Origin of the sequence: Caballeronia sp. LZ024 (assembly GCF_031451455.1) — a bacterium.
Taxonomy (GTDB): Bacteria; Pseudomonadota; Gammaproteobacteria; order Burkholderiales; family Burkholderiaceae; genus Caballeronia; species Caballeronia telluris.
The window spans coordinates 707,185-730,732 of sequence record NZ_JARUXL010000004.1 but is presented as its reverse complement, the minus strand read 5'-3'; the positions used below and the strand labels follow the sequence as shown (position 1 = coordinate 730,732).

The following is a 23,548-nucleotide window of genomic DNA, read 5'->3' as shown; positions in this document are numbered from 1 at the left end:
CTGGTGGCCTGTGGTTGAAAGCTCAATTATCCCGCGTGCGCGGCGTCTTGAAATTGATATGGACGGTCTTGCAGATGAATTCTCCGATTCGGTCGATGTCGTTCAGCGGCAGGACCGGTAGCGTGGTTGCGAGTGCGCCGGGTTCGTCGCTTGCGATCGCGAGAATGGCCGCGTCGGTCTTGTAAAGCGGCTCGGTAGCGAGCTCCGCGCGCACGACCTCGAGACGCGGAAGCGATTCGCGCGTGTAACCTTCGACGATCGTGAGGTCGGCTGGCGCGAGGCGGGCCGCCAGTTCATCGAGGGAGGGCTCCGGCTCGTCGCGCAGTTCCCGCACGATCGCATAGCGATACGGCGATGCGATCAGAACCTCGCCCGCGCCGGCATGCCGAAAGCGCGCACTGTCCTTGTGCGCCGGTTCGAGCTCGATCGAATGATGACTGTGCTTGATCACGTTGACGACGAGGCCGCGCGCGCGCAGCCAGGGCAGAAGCGCTTCGATCAACGTGGTCTTGCCCTGGCCGGAACGGCCGGAGATGCCGAAGAGCGGCGGCTTTGCTGAAATCATGCGTGTGGTCCGTTCGGTTTTTTGCCGCCCCCTTCGATGAAAGTGGCCGCAACGGTTCTTTTCGGTGATTAAAGCAGCTGTCCCGCATGGCCGACAGCGCCGACGCGCGTCGACAGCGAACAGCAGTGTAGCGGCAAAACGCCGCGGACCATGCGGCGGCTGCGGACCGCGAGCGTCAACGCGGGCGAACGAGCTGCCACGCCCGCCCAAGATACGTGACGGACGCGAATCCGCTCCACACATGCACGAGGCGCGTGAACGGGAAGATCGCGAACAGCGTGATGCCCATGAAGAGATGCAGCTTGAAAAGAATCGGCGCATCCGCGATGAGACTGGCCGCGTCTCCCCGCAAGGTGACGATGTGCTGCGCCCAGGTCATGAGCAGCACCATCATATGGCCGTCCATGTGCTGCGTCGAAACGCCGATGGTCGAGAGGCCGAGCAACAGTGTTGCCAGAATCCAGACGAGGAGCAGCTTGTCGCCGCGTTTCGTGACGGCGGAAATGCGGGCATTCGTCAGCCGCCGGTGCACGAGGATCAGCAGTCCGGCGAGGCACAGCGTACCCATCACGCCGCCGGCGACCATTGCGACGAGCTGCTTCGTGCCGTGCGCGACGCCGAGCCAGTCCCAGACGGCAACCGGTGTGAGCAGGCCGAAGAGATGTCCGAAGAAGAGCCCCAGTATGCCGACGTGAAAGAGGATATTGCCGAGCCGGAGTGCGCCGCGGTGCAGCATCTGCGAACTGTCGGACTTCCAGGTGTACTGTTCGCGCTCGAAACGCGCAAGGCTGCCGAACAGGAAGATTGCTGCCGCGATATACGGATAAATTCCGAAGAAGAATTGATGGACCATGGACACGTCGAATTTCCTTTCAGTGGGTGGCTGCCGCGCCGCGCGGAAAAAAATGCACCGGCTGCGCGAGGGGCGTGGTCATTCGCGAGGCCAGCAACGGCTCGACGCCGTCCGAACCCGGGCCGAACATCTCGAGCGCTTCGTCCATGTCGCGCACGGGCGGCTCGGTGCGGGTCTCTGGCACGACATCCGTCATCGAGCGCAGCACGTCGAATACCGATGCATACGGGCTTTTGCCGCGCGCGAGCCGCTCGCCGAGCGCCGCGAGCACGTGGATCGCTTCGCCGAGCAGCGCGTGCGCCTGGGCCGGATCGATCATGCCCAGCACTTCGAGGAAGAGCGGCACATAGTCTGGCAGTTCGTTCGACGCCATGTCGAGACCGTGGCGTCGATACTCGTCGAGCAGATCGACCATCGCCTGTCCGCGATCACGGCCTTCACCGTGCACGTGTTCGAAGAGATGCAATGAATGCGACGGATTGCGATCAAATGTACCGACGTAGTTTTCCTGCGACGCGATGAGCGACTGGTGCTTCAACATCGCGACGAGCGGCTTCAACTGACGCCCGGCTTCGGGCCACGCGCATAGCGCATCTTCGATGTCGGGGAGCGCAGCGAGCAGGTCCGGTTCGGGATAATCGAGCAGCGCGGCGAGAATGGGATAGATCGACATCGTTGCAACTTCCGTCATGACTGCGCTCCTGCTTTCTTGCGCGACTTGGGCATGTCGGCGAATACGACACTGCCTTGCGGTTTCTTGCCGAAGAGCGAGCCTTCGGACGCCCCGCCCGAGCAACCGTTTCCGAACGAAAAGCCGCAGCTGCCCTTTTCGTTGAAGCTGTCCTCGACCATTTCCTTGTGCGACGACGGCACGACGAAGCGGTCCTCGTAGTTGGCGATGGCGAGCGTCTGGTACATGTCCTCGACCTGCGCTGCAGTGAGGCCCGTGCCGTCGAGTAGCTCTGGTTCCGCGCGTCCGTGGACCGTCTCGGCCCGCTTGAACGCGCGCATCGCCAGCATGCGTTCGAGCGCGGACAGCACGGGGCGCTCGTCGCCCGCAGTCAGCAGGTTGGCGAGATAGCGCATCGGGATGCGCAGGCTCTTCACGTCGGGGATGACGCCGTCCATGCCGATGTGGCCGGCTTCCGCCGCGGACTGGATCGGAGAGAGCGGGGGGATGTACCAGACCATCGGCAGCGTCCGGTACTCCGGATGCAGCGGAAATGCCACCTTCCACTGCACCGCCATCTTGTAGACAGGAGACTTGCGCGCCGCGTCGATCCAGCTTTGTGAAATGCCTTGGCGCAGCGCCTCGGCCTGCACCTGCGGATCATGCGGGTCGAGAAACACGTCGAGCTGCGACTGATACAGGTCCTGCTCTCGCTCGACCGATGCGGCTTCGCCGATCTTGTCGGCGTCATAAAGCATCACGCCGAGATAGCGGATTCGCCCGACGCACGTTTCCGAGCAGACGGTCGGCTGTCCGGCTTCGATACGCGGGTAGCAGAAGATGCACTTCTCCGCTTTGCCGCTCTGCCAGTTGAAGTAGATTTTCTTGTACGGGCAGCCGGAGATGCACATGCGCCAGCCGCGGCACTTGTCCTGATCGACGAGCACGATGCCGTCGTCCTCGCGCTTGTAGACCGAGCCCGACGGGCACGAGGCGACACACGCCGGGTTCAGGCAGTGTTCGCACAGACGCGGCAGATACATCATGAAGGTGTTCTCGAACGTCGCGTACATCTCCTTTTGCACCTGGTCGAACAGCTTGTCGCGGCCGCGCGAGGCGAACTCGCCGCCGAGATCGTCTTCCCAGTTCGGACCCCATTCGATCTTGTCCATCTTCTTGCCGGTGAGCACCGAGACGGGCCGGGCGGTGGGCGGCGTCTGGGACAGCGGAGCCTTCTGCAGATGCTCGTAGTCGTAGGTGAACGGCTCGTAGTACTCGTCGATGGCGGGCAGGTTTGGATTGGCGAACAGATTTGCGAGCACCTTGAGCTTACCGCCCTGACGCGGTTCGATTTTCCCGTCGGCGTTGCGCTTCCAGCCGCCTTGCCACTTCTCCTGATTCTCCCATTCCTTCGGGAAACCGATTCCCGGCTTCGTCTCGACGTTGTTGAACCACGCATACTCGACGCCGTCACGCGAACTCCACACGTTCTTGCACGTGATCGAGCACGTGTGGCACCCGATGCACTTGTCCAGATTCAGGACCATCGCTACCTGCGCGCGGATCTTCATGCGACTGCTCCTTCGTTCAGCGGGCCTTCCAGCCACTCGACCTTCTTCATCTTGCGGACGATCACGTATTCATCGCGATTCGATCCAACCGTTCCGTAGTAGTTGAAGCCATACGCCTGCTGCGCATAGCCGCCGATCATGTGCGTAGGCTTCAGCACCGTGCGCGTGACGGAGTTGTGGATGCCGCCGCGCATGCCGCTGGTTTCCGCTCCGGGCACATTCACGATCTTCTCCTGCGCGTGATACATGAGGCACATGCCGCGCGGCACGCGCTGGCTCACGACGACGCGCGCGGTGAGCGTGCCGTTCACGTTGAACACTTCGACCCAGTCGTTATCGACGAGTCCGGCTTCGCGGGCTTCCGTTTCCGACACCCACACGTGCGGACCGCCGCGCGAAAGGGTGAGCATGCGCAGGTTGTCCGTGTAAGTGGAATGGATACCCCATTTCTGATGCGGCGTGATCCAGTTCAGCACGAGTTCATGTTCGCCATTGGGCTTGGCGCCGAGCATCGGCGAGATGGTCTTGGTGTCGATGGCCGGGCGGTACACGCACGAGCCTTCGCCGAAGTCGAGCATCCAGCGGTGGTCCTGATAGAACTGCTGACGGCCGGTGAGCGTGCGCCATGGAATGAGTTCGTGCACGTTGGTGTAGCCGGCGTTGTAGCTGACTTCCTCCGATTCGAGGCCCGACCACGTAGGCGCGGAAATGATTTTGCGTGGTTGCGCCTGGACGTCGCGGAAACGGATTTTGTCGTGTTCGCGGCCGATAGCGAGATGCGTATGATCGCGACCGGTGATCTTCGAGAGCGCCTCCCACGCCTTGACCGCCACATGTCCGTTGGTTTCGGGTGCGAAGGTCAGGATCATTTCGGCGGCATCGATGGCGGTGTCGAGCCTCGGACGGCCCTGGCTCACGCCGGGGTCCGAGACGGTGCGCGTCAGATGCGCCAGTTCACCCACCTCATGCGCCGTGTTCCAGTTGATGCCTTTGCCGCCGTTGCCGAGCTTGTCGAGCAGCGGCCCGACCGACGTGAACTTTCGGTAGATATCGTTGTAATCGCGCTCTACGACTGTCATCGACGGCGCAGTCTTGCCTGGAATCAGTTCGCATTCGCCGGCGCGCCAGTCCTTCGGCTCGAACGGCTGGCCGAGCTCGCCCGGCGTGTCGTGCATGAGCGGTGTGCAGACGATGTCCCGACGCTTGCCGAGCGCCGGCCCGCCGATCTCCGAAAACTTCTTCGCGATCGCCTTGTAGATTTCCCAGTCGGTCTTGCTCTCCCACAGCGGCTGCACGGCCTCCGAAAGCGGGTGAATGAACGGATGCATGTCGGACGTATTCAGGTCGTCCTTCTCATACCAGGTCGCGGTCGGGAGGACGATGTCGCCATACAGACACGTCGTGCTCATGCGGAAATCGAGCACCGTCAACAGATCGAGCTTACCTTCGGCCGCTTCGCGCACCTTCACTTCACCGGGCTTGATCGCATCGGCTTCGTCGGCGAACAAGGCGTTCTGCGTGCCGAGCAGGTACTTGAGGAAATATTCGTGTCCCTTGCCCGAACTGCCGAGGATGTTCGAACGCCACACGAACATGTTGCGTGGGAAGTTCACGGGATTGTCCGGGTCGTCGCACGCGAAGCCAAGTGCGCCCGACTTCAGTCGTTCGACCACGTAGTCAATAGGCTCCTTGCCGGCTTGTGTTGCGGCGTCCGCAAGGTCGAGCGGATTGGTGGCGAACTGGGGCGCGCTCGGCAACCAGCCCATGCGCTCGGACTTCGCGTTCAGGTCCAGCATCGAAAGCCGCGCGTACTTCGACTTGTCGGCCGTGGGCGCGAGCACTTCGTCGAGCGCGACTTTCTCGTGCCGCCACTGGCTCGTGTGGTTGTAGAAGAACGACGTGCCGTTCATCTGCCGCGGCGGGCGGGTCCAGTCGAGTGCGAACGCGAGCGGCGCCCAGCCGAATTGCGGCCGGAGCTTTTCCTGCCCGACATAGTGCGCCCAGCCGCCGCCGCTTTGACCGACGCAGCCGCACATCATCAGGAGGTTGATGATGCCGCGATAGATCATGTCGTTGTGATACCAGTGATTCAGCGCCGCGCCGACGATCACCATGCTCTTGCCATGCGTCTTCTCAGCGTTCTCGGCGAATTCGCGTGCGACCTGAATCACGAGCTTGCGCGGCACCGTCGTGTGCTTTTCCTGCCAGGCAGGCGTGCAGGGGACGTCATCGTCGAAAGATCGCGCGACATTCGGGCCGCCGAGCCCCTGGTCGACGCCGTAATTCGCCATCTGCAAGTCGAAGACCGTGGCGACGAGCGCGCTCGTGCCGTCCGCGAGCGTGACGCGTCGCGCCGGCACGCGGCGTTGGAGCAGCGCGCCGTGTTCGCCGCCGAAGTAGGGAAAGCCGACGTCGACGATCTCGTCGTGTGCGCCTGCTTTCACGAACGACAGGCGCGGATCGATCGCGCCGCCGCTGCCGCCGTCCTTCAGTTCAAGATTCCAGCGGCCGACCTTTTCGCCGTCGTTATGCGCCGCTTCGTTCCAGCGGAAGCCGACCGTGCCGTTCGGTGCGACGATTTCGCCGGTGGCGTCGTCGACGAGCAGTGTCTTCCATTGGGGGTTATTCGCTTCGCCGAGATTGTTCGCGAGATGCGAGGCGCGCAGGAAATGATCGGGCACCAGCGTGCCGTTGTTCTCGCGCAGCAGCACGAGCATCGGCATGTCGGTGTACTGCTTCACGTAGTCGCGCAGGTACGAGGACGTGCGCGGCGCCTGCACCGCATGAAACTCCTTCATCACGACGTGACCCATCGCCATTGCGAGCGCGGCGTCGGTGCCTTGCTTCGGTGCGAGCCAGATATCGCCGAACTTGACCATTTCGCCAAAGTCCGACGATACCGCCACGGTCTTGGTGCCCTTGTAGCGCACTTCGGTGTAGAAATGCGCGTCCGGCGTGCGGGTCTGCGGGACGTTCGAACCCCATACCATGAGATACGTGGAGTTGTACCAGTCGGCGGATTCGGGCACGTCCGTCTGTTCGCCCCAGACTTGCGGCGAGGCGGGCGGAAGGTCGCAATACCAGTCGTAGAACGAGAGGCACGCGCCGCCGATCAGGCTCAGATAGCGCGCGCCGGCCGCGTAGGAAACCATCGACATCGCCGGAATCGGCGAGAAGCCGATCACGCGGTCCGGGCCAAATTTCTTGATCGTGAACGCGTTGGCCGCCGCGATGATCTCGGTGGCCGTGTCCCAGTTGGCGCGCACGAAGCCGCCGAGTCCGCGCACCTGCTTGTAGCGCGCGGCCTTTTCGGGGTTCTGGCTGATCGATTCCCATGCGTCGATCGGATCGAGCGTCCTGCGCGCCTCGCGCCACATTTCGATGAGACGCCCGCGAATCATCGGATACTTCACGCGCTGCGCCGAATACACATACCAGCTATACGACGCACCACGCGGACACCCGCGCGGTTCGTGATTCGGCAGATCGGCGCGGGTACGGGGATAGTCGGTCTGCTGCGTTTCCCACGTGATCAGACCGTTCTTGACATACACCTTCCAAGAACACGAACCGGTGCAATTGACACCGTGCGTGGAGCGCACGACCTTGTCGTGCTGCCAGCGATTGCGATAGCCGTTCTCCCACGTGCGGTCTTCATCGACGACTGCGCCGTGACCATCGGAAAACGTCGACCGGGTGCGTTTCATAAACTTCAGCCGGTCAAGAAAGTGACTCATTTTTTATCTCCAAGCGGCGCTTCTCGCGCCTGGCGGCGAGAAAGAAAGCCAGGCGGAAGCGGATCGGGTCAGCATAGGCGCAGGCGTTGCGCTTGGCTATTCGCCATAGGTTGAAGGCGGGTTACGTCTTTAGGCGTAGTCCGTCGGATCAGCAAGGCATGCCGGCGCCGCGGCGCGCGTACCAAAACCACGTGATCGCGACGCATGTCGCATAGAACGCGACGAACACGTAGAGCGCGGGCACGGCCGAGCCGGTCAGTTCGAGCGCGGAGCCAAACGTCTTCGGAATGAAGAAGCCGCCATAGGCGCCGAGCGCTCCCGCGAAGCCCAACACGGCCGCGGACTCCTTGCCCGCCTCCTGCTGCGCGCGGCGCAGCGTGGCGTCGTCCTGGCCGCGCGCCTCGCGCTGGTGCTGCGTCATGAAGATCACGGGGATCATGCGAAACGTCGATCCATTGCCGATGCCCGTCAGCGCGAAGAGCAGGATGAAGGTCACGAGAAAACCGTCGAAGCTGCCTCCTGCACCGTTGCCCGGCAGGAAATGGACGACGGCGAACACGGCCGCGATCATCGCGATGAAGGTGCCGAGCGTGACACGCGCGCCGCCGAGCCGGTCGGAGATCCAGCCACCGACCGGACGCGTCAGCGCACCGGCGAGCGGCCCGAGAAACGCATAGGCGGTCGGATCGACTGTCGGGAACTGCGACTTGGTCAGGAGCGCAAACCCTGCCGAGAAGCCGATGAACGAACCGAACGTGCCGACATAGAGCCAGCACATGAGCCAAGTGTGTTTGCGCCGGAAGATGACCGCCTGTTCCGCGAAGGACGCCTTCGCATCAGCGATGTCGTTCATGCCGAACCACGCCGCGAGCGTTGCCACGACGATGAAAGGCACCCAGATGAATCCTGCGTTCTGCAGCCAGATGCCGTGCTCAATGCCGTTCTTGACGAACGTCGTGCCGCCGCCCGCCAACGCGCCGAACACGCTCGAAGCGATCACGAGCGGGGTCACGAACTGCACGAGCGACACACCAAGATTGCCGATGCCTGCGTTGAGGCCGGTCGCAAATCCCTTCTTCGCCTTCGGGAAGAAGAAGCTGATATTTGCCATCGACGAACTGAAGTTCGCGCCGCCGAGTCCGCACAGCAGGGCGAGCACCAGCAGGGTTGGATAGCTCGTGGACGGATCGCGCAGCGCGAAGCCCACGCCGAGCGCGGGAATCAGCAGGGTGGCCGTGGAGAACGTCGTGAAACGGCGACCGCCGAAAACCGGTACGAGGAATGAATAGAAGATGCGCAGCGTCGCGCCGGACAGCGCGGGCAGGGCAGTCAGCCAGAACAGCTGATTCTTGCTGAAGTGGAAGCCGCCTTTTTCGAGGCTCACGACGGTGACGCTCCATAGCGACCACACGGCGAACGCGAGCATCAGCGCGGGAATTGAAATCCACAGATTGCGGTTGGCGACGGACGCGCCGCCGGATTTCCAGAACGCCGGGTCTTCCGGCGTCCAATTGGTCAGGACTTGGTTGGACATGATGTCGTCTTGGTTGATGCGGGGATGGATCAGACAGCCGCGTTGCGGGCGGCGGATTTGTCGCGCGCTTCTGCCGCGCCGACTGGACGGAACGAGAAGTGCATCCAGATCAGGCTGACGGCAGTCGCGCCGAAGAGGAGCATGAAACAGGTGCTGTGCACGCCGGTCAGGTCGACGAGCGCGCCGAACAGGATCGGCAGTGCAAAGCCCGCGAGGCCCCCTGCTAGGCCGACGACGCCGGAGATGGCGCCGATGTTGTCGGTGTAGTCGTTCGAAATGAACTTGAAGACGGAGGCCTTGCCGATCGCCATTGCAATGCCGACGACGAACATCAGCGCGGTGAACAGGGTTGGCGAGATCGCGATGTGAAAGCCGATCGGGCCGTTCGCCGAACGAACCGTGAAATCGCTTTCCGGATAGCTGAGCACGAAGAAGCAGACGAACACGATCCACATGACGATCCATGTCGTCCGGTATGCACCGTAGCGGTCGGAGAGCCAGCCGCCGATCGCACGCAGTGCGCCGCCCGGCAGCGAAAAACACGCGGCAAGGAGCGCCGCCTGTTCGATGGCAAAGCCGTAGTGGTTGACGTAGTAGTGCGGCATCCACAGCGACAGGCCGACATATCCGCCGAACACGACGGAGTAGTACTGTGAATAGCGCCAGGCTCGCACATCCATCCGCGCGTCGCGACTGCTTGCATTAGTTCGTGCCTTCGGCGCGCGATGGGACGGATCGTTCGCGGACGTCAGCCAGAATGCGAGCGCCGTGACGAGCATCACGGTCGCGTAGACCTTCGGCACGATGGTCCACGTGCCCGCGCTCAGGATCAGGACGGGCGCGACGAACTTGGTCAGCGCCGCCCCCGAGTTACCGGCGCCGAAGATGCCCATCGCGAAACCCTGTCGCGACTTCGGAAACCACCGCGCGACGTAGGGCGTGCCGATCGAGAAGCACGCGCCCGCCAGTCCGACCATGAGGCCGAGCACGATGAACTGCCAGAACTCGGTGGCATGCGAAATGAGCCAGAGCGGCACCACGGTGGCGAGCATCGTGACAAGGAAGACGATGCGCCCGCCCAGCCGGTCGGTACAGATGCCGAGGGGCACGCGGGCGAGCGAGCCCGACAGCACGGGCGTCGCGGCGATCATGCCGAATTGCGTGTCGGTGAGCCCGAGCTGCTCCTTCAGCGGAATGCCGAGAATGGCGAACATCATCCAGATCGCGAAGCAGATGGTGAATGCAAACGTGCTCGACCAGAGCACGCGCCACGCGCGCGGGTCTTGTTCGAACGGGCTGGTCTGGGTCTTGCATACGGCAGTCATCGTGCGGGAGCGATCGGGTTGGAAGTAGAGGCAACGAACGGGTCCAAAGCTTGCCTCGCGCGTAATGCGCTGACCATTCACCAAAGGGACAGGGCGACACGACACCACTCGTTCGTTCGAGCTACTCCGGAAGGCGTAATCCGAAAAAACATCGCCGCAGAGACTTGGCGCTCGTTGCGCAATCGCGCTATCGTCTTGAATCGTGTTTGCGGATCGGGCTGTGCATCACATGCACGGCGCCCGCGCGTTTTCGAGGAAGAACATGGCTGAAGACAATCTCAACACTCCGGTTGCACCGCAGCAGTTTTCCATCGACGTGATGATCGAGAAGTACGCGAAGGGCGACGAAAGCCGTGTGGAGGACATCTACCGGCGCGTCGCGCGCGGTGTCGCGCTGGCCGAACCCGAGGCGCTGCGCAAGAAGATAGAAGCGGACTTCGTCGACAACTTCCGGCGGGGCGCGCTCGGCGCGGGCCGCATCATGAGCGCGGCGGGCACGGGCATCGAGGCGACGCTCATCAACTGCTTCGTGCAACCGGTCGGCGACGCGATCCAGGGTGTCGATGAAAACGGCCTGCCGGGCATCTACGTGGCGCTGTTGCAGGCGGCCGAGACGATGCGGCGCGGCGGCGGCGTCGGCTACAACTTTTCCGCGATCCGGCCCAAGGGCGCGCGCGTTCATTCCACCGGCTCCTCCGCGTCGGGACCCTGCAGCTACATGGACGTGTTCGACGCGTCATGCCGCACGGTCGAGAGCGCGGGTTCGCGGCGCGGCGCGCAGATGGGCATCCTCGACTGCACGCATCCCGACCTGCTCGACTTCATCGCGGCCAAGCACGAGAAAGGGCGTTGGAACAACTTCAACGTGTCTGTGGCGGTGTCGGACGAATTCATGCAGGCCGTCGCCGACGACGCAGGCTGGGAACTCGTGCATCGCGCGGAGCCCGCGCCGTCGCTTCGCGCGTCGGGCGACCTGCGGCGGCGCGACGACGGCATGTGGGTATATCGCGAAGTGCGGGCGCGCGAAGTGTGGGATGTCATCATGCGCTCAACCTACGACGTGGCCGAACCGGGCGTCGTATTCATGTCGCGAATGAACGACGACAACAATCTGCGCGGCGTCGAGACGATCCGCGCGACGAACCCGTGCGGCGAGCAGCCGTTGCCCGCTTATGGCTGTTGCAACCTGGGGCCGCTCAATCTCACGCGCTTCGTGCGCGACGCCTTCGCGCAGGAACGCGGCGGCACGCCGTCATTCGACTGGGACGCGCTCGCAAAGACCACGCGCATCCAGGTGCGCTTTCTCGACGACGTGCTCGACGTCACGCTCTGGCCGCTGCCCGAGCAGGCGCGCGAGGCGGAGGCGAAGCGGCGCATCGGCGTGGGCTTCACGGGTCTCGGCGACACACTCGTGATGCTCGGCATCCGCTATGACGCGCCCGAAGGCCGCGAATTCGCAACGCGTGTCGCGCGCACCATGCGTGACGAAGCGTATCGCGCGTCGGTCGAACTCGCTCGCGAGCGCGGCGCGTTTCCGCTTTTCAAGGCGAAGCAGTACTTGGAAGAGGGCACGTTCGCTTCGCGCTTGCCCGAGGACATCAAGGAAGACATCCGCAAGACCGGCATCCGCAACAGTCATCTGCTTTCCATCGCGCCGACCGGCACCGTGAGCCTCGCGTTCGCCGACAACGCATCGAACGGCATCGAGCCCGCGTTCGCGTGGACCTACCAGCGCACGAAACGCATGGCCGATGGCGGGCGGCAGTCGTTTGCGGTGGAAGATCACGCTTATCGGCTGTATCGCGAGCTGGGCGGCAACGTGAATGCGCTGCCCGATTACTTCGTGAATGCGCTGCAGATGTCCGCGCATGACCATCTGGAGATGATGGCGGCGGTGCAGCCTTTCGTCGACACGTCGATTTCGAAAACCGTCAACGTTCCCGCCGACTATCCCTTCGACAAGTTCCAGGACCTGTATTTCGAAGCGTGGCGGCGCGGGCTGAAAGGGCTCGCGACATACCGGCCGAACGAGACGCTGGGCGCGGTGCTGTCAGTCACGCCGGAGACGACGCCCGCCGATTCGCCGGACCCGGATCTGGAGCAGGACCCGCTGCGCATCGCGATCGACCACCGGCCGCGCGGCGAACTGCCCGCGATCATCGAGAAGGTCGAGTATCTGACGCAGGCGGGGAAGAAATCGCTCTATGTCGCGGTCTCGTTCATCGAGGTAACGGGGCGGCAGGGCGGCGAGGACGTGACCATCGAGCGTCCGATCGAGTTCTTCATCCCGACCGGCCAGCGCGACGAATCGCAGCAGTGGATCACGGCGACCATGCGTTCGCTATCGCTAGCCGCGCGCGGGGGGTTCGTCGCGCGCAATCTGCAGGACATGCGCAAGGTCTCGTGGGATCGCGGTCAGGTGCGTCTCGGCGATGTCGAACGGCTCGACGGCCATCGAAGCCCGCGCTGGCACGATTCGGAAGTCGCGGCGCTCGCGTATGCGATCCAGCAGATTCTGTATCGGCGTGGCTTTCTCGATGCGGAGGGCAATCAGGTGCCGTCGCGCGCGCTCGCGCAGCGTCACATGCGAGCGCTGGCCGCGCAGCCTGTGCTCGGCGAAACAGACCAGGATGATCCGACGCAACTGGATTCGTCGACCAACGATACACATTCGCTCATGCGTATGCACGGACGTAAGTGCTCCACGTGCGGGGCCAATGCGGTGATTCGCAAGGACGGTTGCGACTTCTGCACCGCGTGTGGAGAAATCGGCGCGTGCGGTTGAACGGGCCGCGCGAGGCGTTCAGCCTCGCGTATCCGCCGCGGGCGACGGCGTGACGGTTTGAGCTGACGACGGGTGCGAAGCCTGCGTCACCGCTTGCTCTACCTGCGAGCGGGCCGCATCGGAAACGACTTGCGGCCCCGCTATCGTCGCGATGACGAAGACTGCCGCGACGATTACTGCGCCCACGTCGACGCTCCGGCTTCCGCGGCCCGGCATTCCACTGTGCGCGGCATGCTGGTCCGCTCCTGTACATAAGGACGCCAGACGGGCGCGGAAGGTGCCCAATCGTCGAGGGCTGAAAACTGCTCGAGCGGTGTGTTGTCGTTCATGATCTTTCTCTCCGTTGCGCTCGCGCCCTGCCCACTCAATGAGCCGCGGCGCCGCTTTGCGTCACCGACCCGTTCGCGTATTCCACGATCTCGCGGTTGTGCTGCTCGGCGAGGGCGGCGCGGCGTGCGGACTGCGCGGCGACCGCTTCGCCCGCCATGCTCTTGTCCGGATACGTGTTGCGGTTGAGCGCCGGCAGCGTGCCGTCCGAATACGAGGCGGCGAGTTCGGCACGCACTTCGGCGCGCGTCTTGGTGCTTTGCGCGGTCGTCGTCTGCACCTGATACGTGCCCGCGCGGCCGATGCCCTGACCGCCGTCGGCGAAAGCGGTCGTCGAAACGACAGCCGAAACGGCGGCAAGCGCTAAACCTGCGATCAGTTGGCTTTTCATGATGACGCTCCTGTCGATGCGTGAATGTTCGAAGAAATTCGATAAGCAGCGTCGGTTCGATCAACCCGGCTACGCTGCGACAGGACGAAATGTAGTCAAGCCGCGACCGCGGATAAATGTGCGAAGTGCGAAAAGATTAATCGAGTCCGGCGAACAATCGCGGAGCGCCTTGTGGGGCGGGGGATTCGGCGGGGCGCTACCCGCCTGAACGTGCAATAGACTCAGTGTCCGAAGGGACAAAAAACAAAAAGGGCGTTCGATCGAACGCCCTTGCCAAACGAAAAACAGACGCGAACCCGTTAGCTATGCAACCACATCGACGGTGCCCGCGACTTCGGGCGTGCCATACCGGACCATCTTCGACGAAGACGACGTGCTCGTCGGCAGGCAGCGGCCTTCGGCGTCTTCCTGGCCCGAGAGCAGCGGGCAGCGTTCGAACAGTTCTGCGGCCCAGTCGACGAACACGCGCACCTTTTGCGACAGATGCCGGTTGTGCGGATAAACCGCCGAAATCGGCATGGGCAAAGGCTTCCACTGCGGCAGCACTTCGACCAGTTCGCCCGTTTGCAGAAACGGCAGCGCCATGAAGCGCGGCACCTGAATGAGCCCGACGCCCTTCACGCCACAACTCAAGTAGGCTTCCGCATCGTTCACGGCGATCTTGCCACGCATCTTCACTTCGATCGTCTTTTCGTCCACGACGAAATCCATGTCGATCACGCGGCCCGTGCGGCTCGAGAAATAGTTCACGGCCGTGTGGTGTTCGAGATCCTCGATGGTCTTCGGCATGCCATGCAGTTCCAGATACTGCGGAGCGGCAGCGGTCAGGCCCTGAAACACGCCGATGCGCCGCGCGACGAGACTCGAATCCTGCAGCGTGCCCACGCGAATCACGCAATCGACGCCTTCCTGGATCAGATCGACGGGCTTGTCGCCGAAGCCGACCATGAGTTCGATATCCGGATAGCGCGTGTGGAATTCGCACAGCGCGGGCATCACGATATTGCGTCCGATCGCGCCGGGCATATCCACGCGCAGCTTGCCGCGCGGACCCTTGGCGCTCGTCGCGAACGAGCCCTCGGCTTCCTCGATGTCCGCGAGGATGCGCACGCATCGCTCGTAATACGCGGCGCCATCGGGCGTGAGATTCAGACGCCGGGTCGTGCGCTGAAGCAGCCGCACGTTGAGGAACGCCTCGAGGTTCTGGATGATCGTCGTCACCGACGCGCGCGGGAGGTTGAGCGTATCCGCGGCGCGCGAAAAGCTGTTGGTGTCGACAACGCGTGTGAACACCTGCATAGCTTGTAGCCGATCCATGTTCTCTCACCGTCAAAAGCATTGCAGCGCCGGGAATTAAGCGCGCTGCTAACAAACGATTAAGGATGTCGAGTCGCGATTGTTCAGTGCGACCGAATTGTGTTGCCGGATTATAGGCATTTATCTAAAAACCTGCGGGCACCAGAATTCGTCCCATCGCAACTCAGGTGGGATGGCGCAAACGCGCCGCAAAAACCATGGCAACAACGCTGGATCAGGGGCTGAGTCAAACGACACCTTCGAGGCTTTGCATCGAAGAAGTCCAACTCGCGGGACACGCTCAGCCGATCGTGCTGCGCAGCTATCGCCCCGCGCCGGACGGCACCGTCCTGCCGATTGTGCTTTATTTTCACGGCGGCGGCTTTACGCACGGCACGCTCGACGACGCCGAGATCGCCGCCGCGACCATCGCACGCGACACCCCTGCGTGGGTCGTGTCGGTCGGTTATTCGCTGGCGCCCGCGTTTCCGTTTCCCGCCGCGCCCGAAGACGGCTATCGCGCTGCACAGTGGGCGGTCGCGAATGCACGCGCACAGCGCGCGGATCCGCACCGGATTGGTGTGGCCGGACACGACGCGGGCGGCAATCTAGCGACCTGTCTCTCGGCCATTGCCCGTGATCGCGGCGATATCACGATTTCGGCGCAGGCCTTGCTTGCGCCGCTTCTCGATCCGAGCCTCACGCGTCTCGCCGACGAACGGAAGGTGACGGGCACCGATCTCGGAATGAGTGAATGCGCGCGCTGCTATCGCGCGTATCTGCCGAACGCTTCGCAACGGCTGCACCCGTATGCGGCGCCGCTCGAATCGCGCCGTCTCGCGGGTCTGCCACCGGCGCTGATCGCGAGTGCCGAGCACGACCTGCTGCACATCGAAGCCGAAAAGTACGCGGGCGAATTGATCGCCGCAGGCATCCCGACCGAGGTCACGCGCCATTGCCGCGCCTCGCACAAGGGTCTCGCGACGCATCCGGCCGCACTGGCCGACGTCGTCGCCTTCTTCAGAAAACGTCTCTCGCTGGCGAAGCCGGTTTGACCGGCGCCGCACGCGGGACAAAAAAAACTCAACGACTTTATTGGAGCTTTCGACATGTTCTTCACTCGCAAACGCATTTATGCGGCGCTAGGCGCCACGCTCGTGGTCGCGGGCATCGGTAGCTATACGGCTTGGCGCGGTCATGGCGACGCGCCCGTGAACAGCGCGCAAGCCGCGGCCCACAGCGCGACGGCGACCGAAGTAGACGTCGCCACCGTCGTCTCGAAGACCATCACCGACTGGCAGAGCTACTCGGGCCGGCTCGAAGCCGTCGACAAGGTGGACATCCGCCCGCTCGTGCCGGGGACGATCGTCGCGGTGCATTTCAAGGACGGCGCGCTCGTGAAGAAGGGCGATCCGCTCTTCACGATCGATCCGCGTCCGTATGTGGCCGAGGTCGATCGCGCAGCGGCGCAGCTCGCGGCCGCGCAGGCGCGCAATGGCTACACGACGACGGATGCGGCACGCGCCGAGCGCCTGCTGTCCGATAACGCGATCGCCAAACGCGACTACGACGAGAAGCAGAACGCCGCGCGCGAGGCTGTCGCGGGCGTGAAGTCCGCGCAGGCCGCGCTCGAAGCCGCGAAGATCAACCTGACCTACACGAATATCGTTGCGCCCGTGTCGGGCCGCGTGTCGCGCGCGGAGATGACGGTGGGCAACATCGTCTCGACCGGTGCGAACGCGCCGCTCCTGACGACGCTCGTGTCGGTCTCGCCGATCTACGCCTCGTTCGACGTCGACGAACAAACCTATCTGCGCTATCTGAGCCGCGACTCGAAGGCGACGGTGCCGGTGTCGCTCGGCCTCGCGAACGAAGAAGGTTATTCGCGCGAAGGCGCGGTCGCGTCGGTGGATAACCGCATCGATACGAGTTCCGGAACGATCCGCGTGCGCGCGCGCTTCGACAACGCCGACGGCTCGCTCCTGCCCGGTCTCTACGCGCGCATCAAGGTGGGCGGCGGCACGCCGCACCCGGCCGTGCTCGTCGACGATGCGGCGATAGGGACCGACCAGGACAAGAAGTACGTGATGGTCGTCGACAAGGACAACCGCGTGCAGTACCGCGAAGTCACGCTCGGCACGCAGCAGGACGGACTGCGCGTGATCGCGAAGGGACTCGAACCCGGCGAGCGCATCGTCGTGAACGGCCTGCAGCGTGTGCGTCCGAACGATGTCGTGAAGGCGAACGGCGTCGCGATGGCGAACAACGCGCCCGCACCGAAATCAGCGTCGTAAGCGGCGCTCCAAGCTCAGAAGAACGATCATGAACATATCCAAATTCTTCATCGACCGCCCGATTTTTGCGGGCGTGCTATCGGTGATCGTGCTGCTCGCGGGCGTCATCGCGATGTTCAAGCTGCCGATTTCCGAGTACCCGGAAGTGGTGCCGCCGTCGGTGGTGGTGCACGCGCAGTATCCGGGCGCGAACCCGAAGGTGATCGCCGAAACGGTGGCCTCGCCGCTCGAAGAGCAGATCAACGGCGTCGAGAACATGTTGTACATGCAGTCACAGGCGAACAGCGACGGCAATCTCAACATCACCGTCACGTTCAAGCTCGGCACCGATCCGGACAAGGCGCAGCAGCTCGTGCAGAACCGCGTGTCGCAGGCCATGCCGCGCCTTCCGCAGGATGTGCAGCTCCTCGGCGTGACGACGATCAAGTCGTCGCCGACGCTCACGATGGTGGTCCACCTGAATTCGCCCAACGGCCGCTACGACATGACGTATCTGCGCAACTATGCGCTGATCAACGTGAAGGACCGGCTCGAACGGATCGGGGGCGTGGGGCAGGTGCAACTGTGGGGCTCCGGCGACTATTCGATGCGCATCTGGCTCGATCCGCAGAAGGTCGCGCAGCGCGGCATGACCGCGAGCGATGTCGTCAACGCGATCCGCGAGCAGAACGTGCAGGTTGCGGCCGGCGTGATCGGTTCGTCGCCGACGCTGCCGAACGTGCCCGTGCAGTTGAACGTGAACGCGCAAGGCCGTTTGCAAAACGAGGCCGAGTTCAAGGACATCGTGCTGAAGACGTCGCCTGACGGCGCGGTCACGCGTCTTCACGACGTGGCGCGCGTGGAACTCGCCGCATCGGAATACGGGCTGCGTTCGTTGCTCGACAACAAGTCGGCGGTCGCGATCGCGATCAACCAGCAGCCGGGCGCGAACTCGCTGCAGATCTCCGATCAGGTCCGCGAGACGATGAAGGAGCTGAAGGCGGACATGCCTTCGGGCGTCGAATACCAGATCGTCTATGACCCGACGCAGTTCGTGCGCTCCAGTATCGAAGCCGTGATTCATACGCTGCTCGAAGCGATTGCGCTCGTCGTGCTGGTCGTGATCGTGTTCCTGCAAACGTGGCGCGCGTCGATCATTCCGCTGCTGGCGGTGCCGGTGTCGATCATCGGGACGTTCTCGCTGTTGCTCGCATTCGGCTTCTCGATCAACGCGCTCTCGCTCTTCGGGATGGTGCTCGCGATCGGTATCGTGGTGGACGACGCGATCGTGGTCGTGGAGAACGTGGAGCGCAACATCGAGTCCGGGCTCTCCGCGCGGGAAGCGACCTATCAGGCGATGCGCGAAGTGAGCGGGCCGATCATCGCGATCGCGCTCACGCTGGTGGCCGTGTTTGTGCCGCTCGCGTTCATGTCGGGTCTGACGGGCCAGTTCTACAAGCAGTTCGCGATGACCATCGCGATCTCGACGGTGATCTCCGCGTTCAACTCGCTGACGCTTTCGCCCGCGCTCGCCGCGATGCTTCTGAAGGGCCACGACGAGCCGAAGGACTGGCTCACGCGCGGCATGGATCGCGTCTTCGGCGGCTTCTTCAAGCGCTTCAATAAGGTGTTTCATCGCGGTTCGGAAGCTTATGGCAAGGGCGTATCGAAGGTGATCAGCCGCAAGGCGATCATGATGGCGATCTACGCCGTGCTGCTCGGCGGCGCGGTGCTGATGGGCAAGGTCGTGCCCGGCGGCTTCGTGCCCGCGCAGGACAAGGAGTATCTGATCAGCTTCGCGCAGTTGCCGAACGGCGCCTCGCTCGATCGCACCGAGCAGGTCGTGCGCCAGATGACGGACATCGCGCGCAAGCAGCCGGGCGTGGAAAGCGCGGTGGAATTTCCGGGGCTGTCGGTGAACGGTTTCACGAATTCGTCGAGCGCGGGCATCGTGTTCGTCACGCTCAAGCCGTTCCATGACCGCAAGACGAAGGAACTGTCGGCCGGCGCGATTGCAGGCGCGCTCAACCAGAAGTACGCCGCGATCAAGGGCTCGTTCATCGCCGTGTTCCCGCCGCCGCCGGTGCTCGGACTCGGTACGCTCGGCGGCTTCAAGATGCAGCTCGAAGACCGCGGCGCGCTCGGCTATGAAGCGCTCAACGACGCAACGCAGGCCTTCATCAAGCGCGCATCGCAGACGCCCGAACTCGGACCGACGTTCTCCAGCTACCAGATCAACGTGCCGCAACTGAACGTCGATCTGGATCGCGTGAAGGCGAAGCAACTCGGTGTTTCCGTGACCGATGTCTTCAACACGATGCAGGTGTACCTCGGCTCGCTGTATGTGAACGACTTCAACCGCTTCGGCCGCGTGTATCAGGTGCGGGTGCAGGCGGATGCGCCGTTCCGTGCGAGTGCCGATGACATCGGCTTGCTCAAGACGCGCAATGCCAATGGCGAAATGGTGCCGCTCTCGTCGCTCGTGAAGGTCTCGCCGACTTACGGTCCCGAGATGGTCGTGCGCTACAACGGTTATACGTCCGCGGACATCAACGGCGGTCCGGCGCCCGGTTACTCGTCGGGTCAGGCACAGGCGGCCGCCGAACGCATCGCGGCCGAAACGCTGCCGCGCGGGATCAAGTTCGAATGGACCGATCTCACGTATCAGCAGATCCTCGCGGGCAACGCGGCGCTCTGGATCTTCCCGATCAGCGTGCTGCTCGTGTTCCTGGTGCTCGCCGCGATGTACGAGAGTCTCACGCTGCCGTTCGCGATCATCATGATCGTGCCGATGAGCATCTTGTCGGCGCTGCTCGGCGTGTGGCTCACCGATGGCGACAACAACATCTTCACGCAGATCGGCTTGATGGTGCTGGTGGGCCTGTCGGCGAAGAACGCGATCCTGATCGTCGAATTCGCACGCGAACTGGAAATGCAGGGACGCTCGATCGTGCAGGCCGCGATCGAAGCGAGCCGGCTGCGGCTGCGCCCGATTTTGATGACGTCGATTGCTTTCATCATGGGCGTGGTGCCGCTCGTGCTCTCGACGGGCGCCGGTTCGGAGATGCGTCATGCGATGGGGATCGCGGTGTTCTTCGGCATGCTCGGCGTCACACTTTTCGGGCTGATGCTCACACCCGTGTTCTACGTGCTGCTGCGCAAGCTCGCACGCACCGAACACATCACCGACAAGCACGGCACGCATCCGCAGATGCGCGGAATTAATGCCTCGTATGAGGCGCAGTGAGGGACATGATGAACAAGTCGTTATCCAAACGATGGCTGGGGTTGTCGGGGCTGCTGGCGACGCTGCTCGTGGTCGCGGGCTGCTCGCTCGCGCCGACCTACGAGAAGCCCGATGTGAACGCGCCGTCCGCGTTCAAGGAAACGCCGGTCGAATCGACCGCGTCTGCTGACAAGATTTCGCCCGCCGAGGCCGGCACGTGGAAGACAGCGGAGCCGTCGGAAGAGGTGATGCGCGGCGAATGGTGGACGATCTTCGGCGACGCGACGCTCAACGACCTCGAACACCAGGCCGCCGACGCGAACCAGAACCTGAAGGCCGCGGCCGCGCGCGTGAAGGAAGCGCGGGCGATCAACCAGACGGCGCGCGCCGGGCTCTTTCCGACCATCGACGCGGGCTTCGGCCCGACGCGCGAGAAGCTTTCGCCGGCGTCCCAGTTGCAGCCGCAAAGCGTGAACGTGCCCGCGCAGACGTTGTGGCGCGCGCAGGCGAGCGCGTCGTATGAAGTCGATCTGTTCGGACGCGTGGCATCGACCGTCGATGCCGCGAGGGCCGACACGCAGCAGAGCGAGGCGCTGTTCCGCTCGGTGCAACTGGCGTTGCAGGCGGACGTCGCGCAGAACTACTTCAACCTGCGCGAGCTCGATGCCGAGATGGACGTGTTCACGCGCACGGTGAGCCTGCGTGAAGAAGCGCTGAAGCTGGTCCAGCGCCGCTTCACCGAAGGCGATATCAGCGAACTCGACGTGGCGCGCGCGAAGTCCGAACTCGCGACGGCGCGTTCCGACACGATGACGATCCAGCGGTTGCGCGCCGCGTCCGAGCATGGTCTTGCGGTGCTGCTCGGCAAGGCGCCCGCGCAGTTCTCGATGGCGGCGAATCCTTTGCAGCCTGTCGAGATTCGCGTGCCGCCGGGGCTGCCTTCGTCGTTGCTTGAGCGCCGGCCGGATATCGCAGCCGCCGAGCGCGCGATGGCGGCGGCGAATTCGCGCATCGGCGTGGCGAAGGCCGCGTTCTTTCCGTCGCTGACATTGACGGGCGCGGGTGGCTTCGAGTCCGCGACGCTCGGCGACCTGTTCCAGTGGTCGAGCCGTACGTTCCTTTTGGGACCGCTCGTCGGCACGGCGCTGTCGATGCCGATCTTCGACGGCGGGCGTCGCAAGGGCAACCTCGCGAACGCGCGCGCCGTGTATGAAGAGGACGTGGCGAATTACCGGCAGCAGGTGCTGGTCGCGTTCCAGGAAGTCGAGGACAACCTCTCGGACTTGCGCATCCTCGAAGAGCAGACGGGCACGCAGGCGGACGCGGTGAAGTCGTCGTCGCGGGCGGCGCAGTTGTCGCGCACGCAATACAAGGAGGGCGCGGTGAACTATCTCGATGTCATCGACGCGGATCGGACGGTGTTGCAGTCGCAGCGGGTTGCCGTGCAGCTTGCGCGGACGCAGGCCGTCGCGACGGTAAATCTCATTCGCGCGCTTGGCGGTGGATGGGGCGATTCGATGCCCGTGCCGGTCGTGGAGCCGTCGCTGGCACAGCGGTGAATCGCTGGCGCCTGGGGCACGCGATGTCGAACACGCCGTCCCAGGCGCCGGTGCCCATATTGTTCGCGATTGCGAACATATGTCTTCACCCCGGGAACCTTTATCCGGAAGTGCTCGCTCCGTAGAATTCAAATCATGGAATGGGAGCTTGCAATGAGAGCCTTGATCGAAAGACAACTGTATCAACCGGCCGTCGTCCTGCCGCTGCTCGTGCTGATGCGCCTGATGGTGACCCTCGACTTCAACCTCGCGCAGGTCACGCTGGTCGTCGTGGCAAAGGGATCGCAATACGTGTTCAAAGCGGTCTTCAGGCCGCGCGCGAGCCGCGGCGAATCCCGCGCGGTCTGCCATCACTGCCACTGCTAAGGCCGCACGGCGGCGCAACGCATCAATACACTTCCGGCACGATCATGCTTTCGGGCACCGGCTGCCGCAGATAATCGTCGTTGTACACGCGTGCAGGCAGTTCGATCCCGGGATGCTCGATCTCGTGATACGGCACCTGGCTCAACAAGTGGCTGATGCAATTGAGCCGCGCGCGCTTCTTGTCCACTGCCTGCACGACCCACCACGGCGCTTCCGGAATGTGCGAGCGCTGCAGCATAATCTCCTTCGCGACCGTATATGCCTCCCAGCGCCGACGGCTCTCCAGATCCATCGGACTCAGCTTCCACTGCTTCAGCGGATCTTCGATACGCGCCTGAAAGCGCACTTCCTGCTCGTCATCGGTAATCGAGAACCAGTATTTGATGATCTGGATGCCGCTTCGTACCAGCATCTTCTCGAACTCGGGCACCGAACGGAAGAATTCCTCATACTCTTCGTCGCTGCAGAAATTCATCACGCGCTCGACACCCGCGCGGTTGTACCAGCTGCGGTCGAACAGCACGATCTCGCCGCCCGCCGGAAGTTGCGACACGTATCGCTGGAAATACCATTGCGTGCGTTCGCGATTGTTCGGCGCGGGCAGTGCGGCCACGCGGCACACGCGCGGATTGAGCCGCTGCGTGATGCGCTTGATTGCGCCGCCCTTGCCGGCGGCATCGCGCCCTTCGAAGATCACGACGAGCCGGTGCCCCGTATTCACCACCCAGTCCTGCAACTTGACAAGCTCGCCCTGCAGCCGGAACAGCTCACGAAAATAGAGCTTGCGCAGCGCGCGGGCTTCCTCGGTGAACGCGCTTTCGCCGTCGAGCAGGCGATCATCCAGTTCCATCTCGAGTTCTTCGTCGTAGCTGTCGATCAGGTCCGCTTCGAAGCGGCGCTGCCTGTCTTGCGAAATCATGATGGGCTCCGTTGATGTGCTGGCGCACGGCGCGATCCGGCTTGCGATCCGGCGGGACGGCCGATTGTCCCGGTCGACGGTGTCAGGCGTGTGACGCGCGCCGTATTGGGGTCGATGCAAGGTTCAGCGCGCTTGGCGCGACTAAGCAGCA

The 23,548-nt window shown here is 63.4% G+C and carries 17 protein-coding genes; 6 read left to right on the top strand and 11 right to left on the bottom strand.

Annotated elements, in window-relative coordinates; all coding sequences use genetic code 11:
• Window positions 1–22 precede the first annotated feature (22 nt).
• The 7 genes from mobB to QCE48_RS25460 all read right to left on the bottom strand — a co-directional run bounded on the left by mobB (window position 23) and on the right by QCE48_RS25460 (window position 10,255).
• The gene (gene mobB / locus QCE48_RS25490) at window positions 23–565 is read right to left on the bottom strand and encodes a molybdopterin-guanine dinucleotide biosynthesis protein B (protein WP_309783124.1); all 543 of its coding nucleotides are present in this window, start codon (window positions 563–565) and stop codon (window positions 23–25) included.
• A gap of 175 nt (window positions 566–740) precedes the next feature.
• Window positions 741–1,418 carry a respiratory nitrate reductase subunit gamma gene (narI, locus tag QCE48_RS25485; protein WP_404982307.1) on the bottom strand — a complete coding sequence of 226 codons (678 nt, stop codon included), beginning with the start codon at window positions 1,416–1,418 and terminating at the stop codon, window positions 741–743.
• Between the two features lie 19 nt (window positions 1,419–1,437).
• Complete coding sequence (gene narJ / locus QCE48_RS25480; RefSeq protein ID WP_309783784.1) at window positions 1,438–2,091, bottom strand: nitrate reductase molybdenum cofactor assembly chaperone; 654 nt, start codon at window positions 2,089–2,091, stop codon at window positions 1,438–1,440.
• 14 nt (window positions 2,092–2,105) lie between these two features.
• Window positions 2,106–3,659, bottom strand: coding sequence for a nitrate reductase subunit beta (gene narH, locus QCE48_RS25475; RefSeq protein WP_309783120.1), 1,554 nt, complete (start codon window positions 3,657–3,659; stop codon window positions 2,106–2,108).
• A complete protein-coding gene (locus tag QCE48_RS25470) occupies window positions 3,656–7,396 on the bottom strand; it encodes a nitrate reductase subunit alpha (RefSeq protein ID WP_309783117.1) in 3,741 nt (1,246 codons plus the stop codon). The genes narH and QCE48_RS25470 overlap by 4 nt, the downstream gene beginning before the upstream one ends.
• Before the next feature lie 148 nt (window positions 7,397–7,544).
• A complete protein-coding gene (locus tag QCE48_RS25465; RefSeq protein WP_309783116.1) occupies window positions 7,545–8,930 on the bottom strand; it encodes a NarK family nitrate/nitrite MFS transporter in 1,386 nt (461 codons plus the stop codon).
• A gap of 29 nt (window positions 8,931–8,959) precedes the next feature.
• A complete protein-coding gene (locus QCE48_RS25460; protein WP_309783115.1) occupies window positions 8,960–10,255 on the bottom strand; it encodes a nitrate/nitrite transporter in 1,296 nt (431 codons plus the stop codon).
• Window positions 10,256–10,517: 262 nt separating this feature from the next.
• On the opposite strand from QCE48_RS25460, the gene QCE48_RS25455 reads away from it, so the two are divergent.
• Window positions 10,518–13,040, top strand: a complete 2,523-nt coding sequence (locus tag QCE48_RS25455; RefSeq protein ID WP_309783113.1) for an adenosylcobalamin-dependent ribonucleoside-diphosphate reductase — start codon at window positions 10,518–10,520, stop codon at window positions 13,038–13,040.
• A 173-nt stretch (window positions 13,041–13,213) separates the two neighbouring features.
• On the opposite strand, the gene QCE48_RS25450 is transcribed toward QCE48_RS25455, so the two are convergent.
• From QCE48_RS25450 to QCE48_RS25440, 3 genes are all read right to left on the bottom strand, one after another.
• Window positions 13,214–13,369: a hypothetical protein gene (locus QCE48_RS25450; RefSeq protein ID WP_309783112.1), complete on the bottom strand. Its 156-nt coding sequence runs from the start codon at window positions 13,367–13,369 to the stop codon at window positions 13,214–13,216.
• A gap of 35 nt (window positions 13,370–13,404) precedes the next feature.
• Window positions 13,405–13,758: a DUF4148 domain-containing protein gene (locus QCE48_RS25445; protein ID WP_309783110.1), complete on the bottom strand. Its 354-nt coding sequence runs from the start codon at window positions 13,756–13,758 to the stop codon at window positions 13,405–13,407.
• A gap of 303 nt (window positions 13,759–14,061) precedes the next feature.
• Window positions 14,062–15,075, bottom strand: coding sequence for a LysR family transcriptional regulator (locus tag QCE48_RS25440; protein WP_116563164.1), 1,014 nt, complete (start codon window positions 15,073–15,075; stop codon window positions 14,062–14,064).
• A 197-nt stretch (window positions 15,076–15,272) separates the two neighbouring features.
• Here QCE48_RS25440 and QCE48_RS25435 point away from each other — a divergent pair, with 197 nt between their 5' ends.
• From QCE48_RS25435 to QCE48_RS25415, 5 genes are all read left to right on the top strand, one after another.
• Window positions 15,273–16,109, top strand: coding sequence for an alpha/beta hydrolase (locus tag QCE48_RS25435; RefSeq protein ID WP_309783108.1), 837 nt, complete (start codon window positions 15,273–15,275; stop codon window positions 16,107–16,109).
• Between the two features lie 54 nt (window positions 16,110–16,163).
• Complete coding sequence (locus QCE48_RS25430) at window positions 16,164–17,348, top strand: efflux RND transporter periplasmic adaptor subunit (protein ID WP_309783106.1); 1,185 nt, start codon at window positions 16,164–16,166, stop codon at window positions 17,346–17,348.
• 28 nt (window positions 17,349–17,376) lie between these two features.
• On the top strand, window positions 17,377–20,574 hold the full coding sequence (locus QCE48_RS25425) for an efflux RND transporter permease subunit (RefSeq protein ID WP_309783104.1): 3,198 nt from the start codon (window positions 17,377–17,379) through the stop codon (window positions 20,572–20,574).
• A 5-nt stretch (window positions 20,575–20,579) separates the two neighbouring features.
• Window positions 20,580–22,112: an efflux transporter outer membrane subunit gene (locus tag QCE48_RS25420; RefSeq protein WP_404982153.1), complete on the top strand. Its 1,533-nt coding sequence runs from the start codon at window positions 20,580–20,582 to the stop codon at window positions 22,110–22,112.
• A gap of 153 nt (window positions 22,113–22,265) precedes the next feature.
• Window positions 22,266–22,478: a hypothetical protein gene (locus QCE48_RS25415; protein WP_309783102.1), complete on the top strand. Its 213-nt coding sequence runs from the start codon at window positions 22,266–22,268 to the stop codon at window positions 22,476–22,478.
• Between the two features lie 22 nt (window positions 22,479–22,500).
• Here the strand turns inward: QCE48_RS25415 and ppk2 are convergent, their stop codons facing one another.
• Window positions 22,501–23,397, bottom strand: coding sequence for a polyphosphate kinase 2 (gene ppk2, locus QCE48_RS25410; RefSeq protein ID WP_309783100.1), 897 nt, complete (start codon window positions 23,395–23,397; stop codon window positions 22,501–22,503).
• Window positions 23,398–23,548 lie beyond the last annotated feature (151 nt).

What these genes read in the sequence shown, in the direction of transcription:
- ppk2 (WP_309783100.1), bottom strand. Translation starts at nt 23,397, where the DNA reads ATGATTTCGCAAGACAGGCAGCGCCGCTTCGAAGCGGACCTGATCGAC.
- QCE48_RS25460 (WP_309783115.1), bottom strand. Translation starts at nt 10,255, where the DNA reads ATGACTGCCGTATGCAAGACCCAGACCAGCCCGTTCGAACAAGACCCG.
- QCE48_RS25415 (WP_309783102.1), top strand. Translation starts at nt 22,266, where the DNA reads ATGAGAGCCTTGATCGAAAGACAACTGTATCAACCGGCCGTCGTCCTG.
- QCE48_RS25440 (WP_116563164.1), bottom strand. Translation starts at nt 15,075, where the DNA reads ATGGATCGGCTACAAGCTATGCAGGTGTTCACACGCGTTGTCGACACC.
- QCE48_RS25465 (WP_309783116.1), bottom strand. Translation starts at nt 8,930, where the DNA reads ATGTCCAACCAAGTCCTGACCAATTGGACGCCGGAAGACCCGGCGTTC.
- QCE48_RS25455 (WP_309783113.1), top strand. Translation starts at nt 10,518, where the DNA reads ATGGCTGAAGACAATCTCAACACTCCGGTTGCACCGCAGCAGTTTTCC.
- QCE48_RS25445 (WP_309783110.1), bottom strand. Translation starts at nt 13,758, where the DNA reads ATGAAAAGCCAACTGATCGCAGGTTTAGCGCTTGCCGCCGTTTCGGCT.
- narJ (WP_309783784.1), bottom strand. Translation starts at nt 2,091, where the DNA reads ATGTCGATCTATCCCATTCTCGCCGCGCTGCTCGATTATCCCGAACCG.
- QCE48_RS25450 (WP_309783112.1), bottom strand. Translation starts at nt 13,369, where the DNA reads ATGAACGACAACACACCGCTCGAGCAGTTTTCAGCCCTCGACGATTGG.
- mobB (WP_309783124.1), bottom strand. Translation starts at nt 565, where the DNA reads ATGATTTCAGCAAAGCCGCCGCTCTTCGGCATCTCCGGCCGTTCCGGC.
- QCE48_RS25470 (WP_309783117.1), bottom strand. Translation starts at nt 7,396, where the DNA reads ATGAGTCACTTTCTTGACCGGCTGAAGTTTATGAAACGCACCCGGTCG.
- narI (WP_404982307.1), bottom strand. Translation starts at nt 1,418, where the DNA reads ATGGTCCATCAATTCTTCTTCGGAATTTATCCGTATATCGCGGCAGCA.
- narH (WP_309783120.1), bottom strand. Translation starts at nt 3,659, where the DNA reads ATGAAGATCCGCGCGCAGGTAGCGATGGTCCTGAATCTGGACAAGTGC.
- QCE48_RS25425 (WP_309783104.1), top strand. Translation starts at nt 17,377, where the DNA reads ATGAACATATCCAAATTCTTCATCGACCGCCCGATTTTTGCGGGCGTG.
- QCE48_RS25430 (WP_309783106.1), top strand. Translation starts at nt 16,164, where the DNA reads ATGTTCTTCACTCGCAAACGCATTTATGCGGCGCTAGGCGCCACGCTC.
- QCE48_RS25420 (WP_404982153.1), top strand. Translation starts at nt 20,580, where the DNA reads ATGATGAACAAGTCGTTATCCAAACGATGGCTGGGGTTGTCGGGGCTG.
- QCE48_RS25435 (WP_309783108.1), top strand. Translation starts at nt 15,273, where the DNA reads ATGGCAACAACGCTGGATCAGGGGCTGAGTCAAACGACACCTTCGAGG.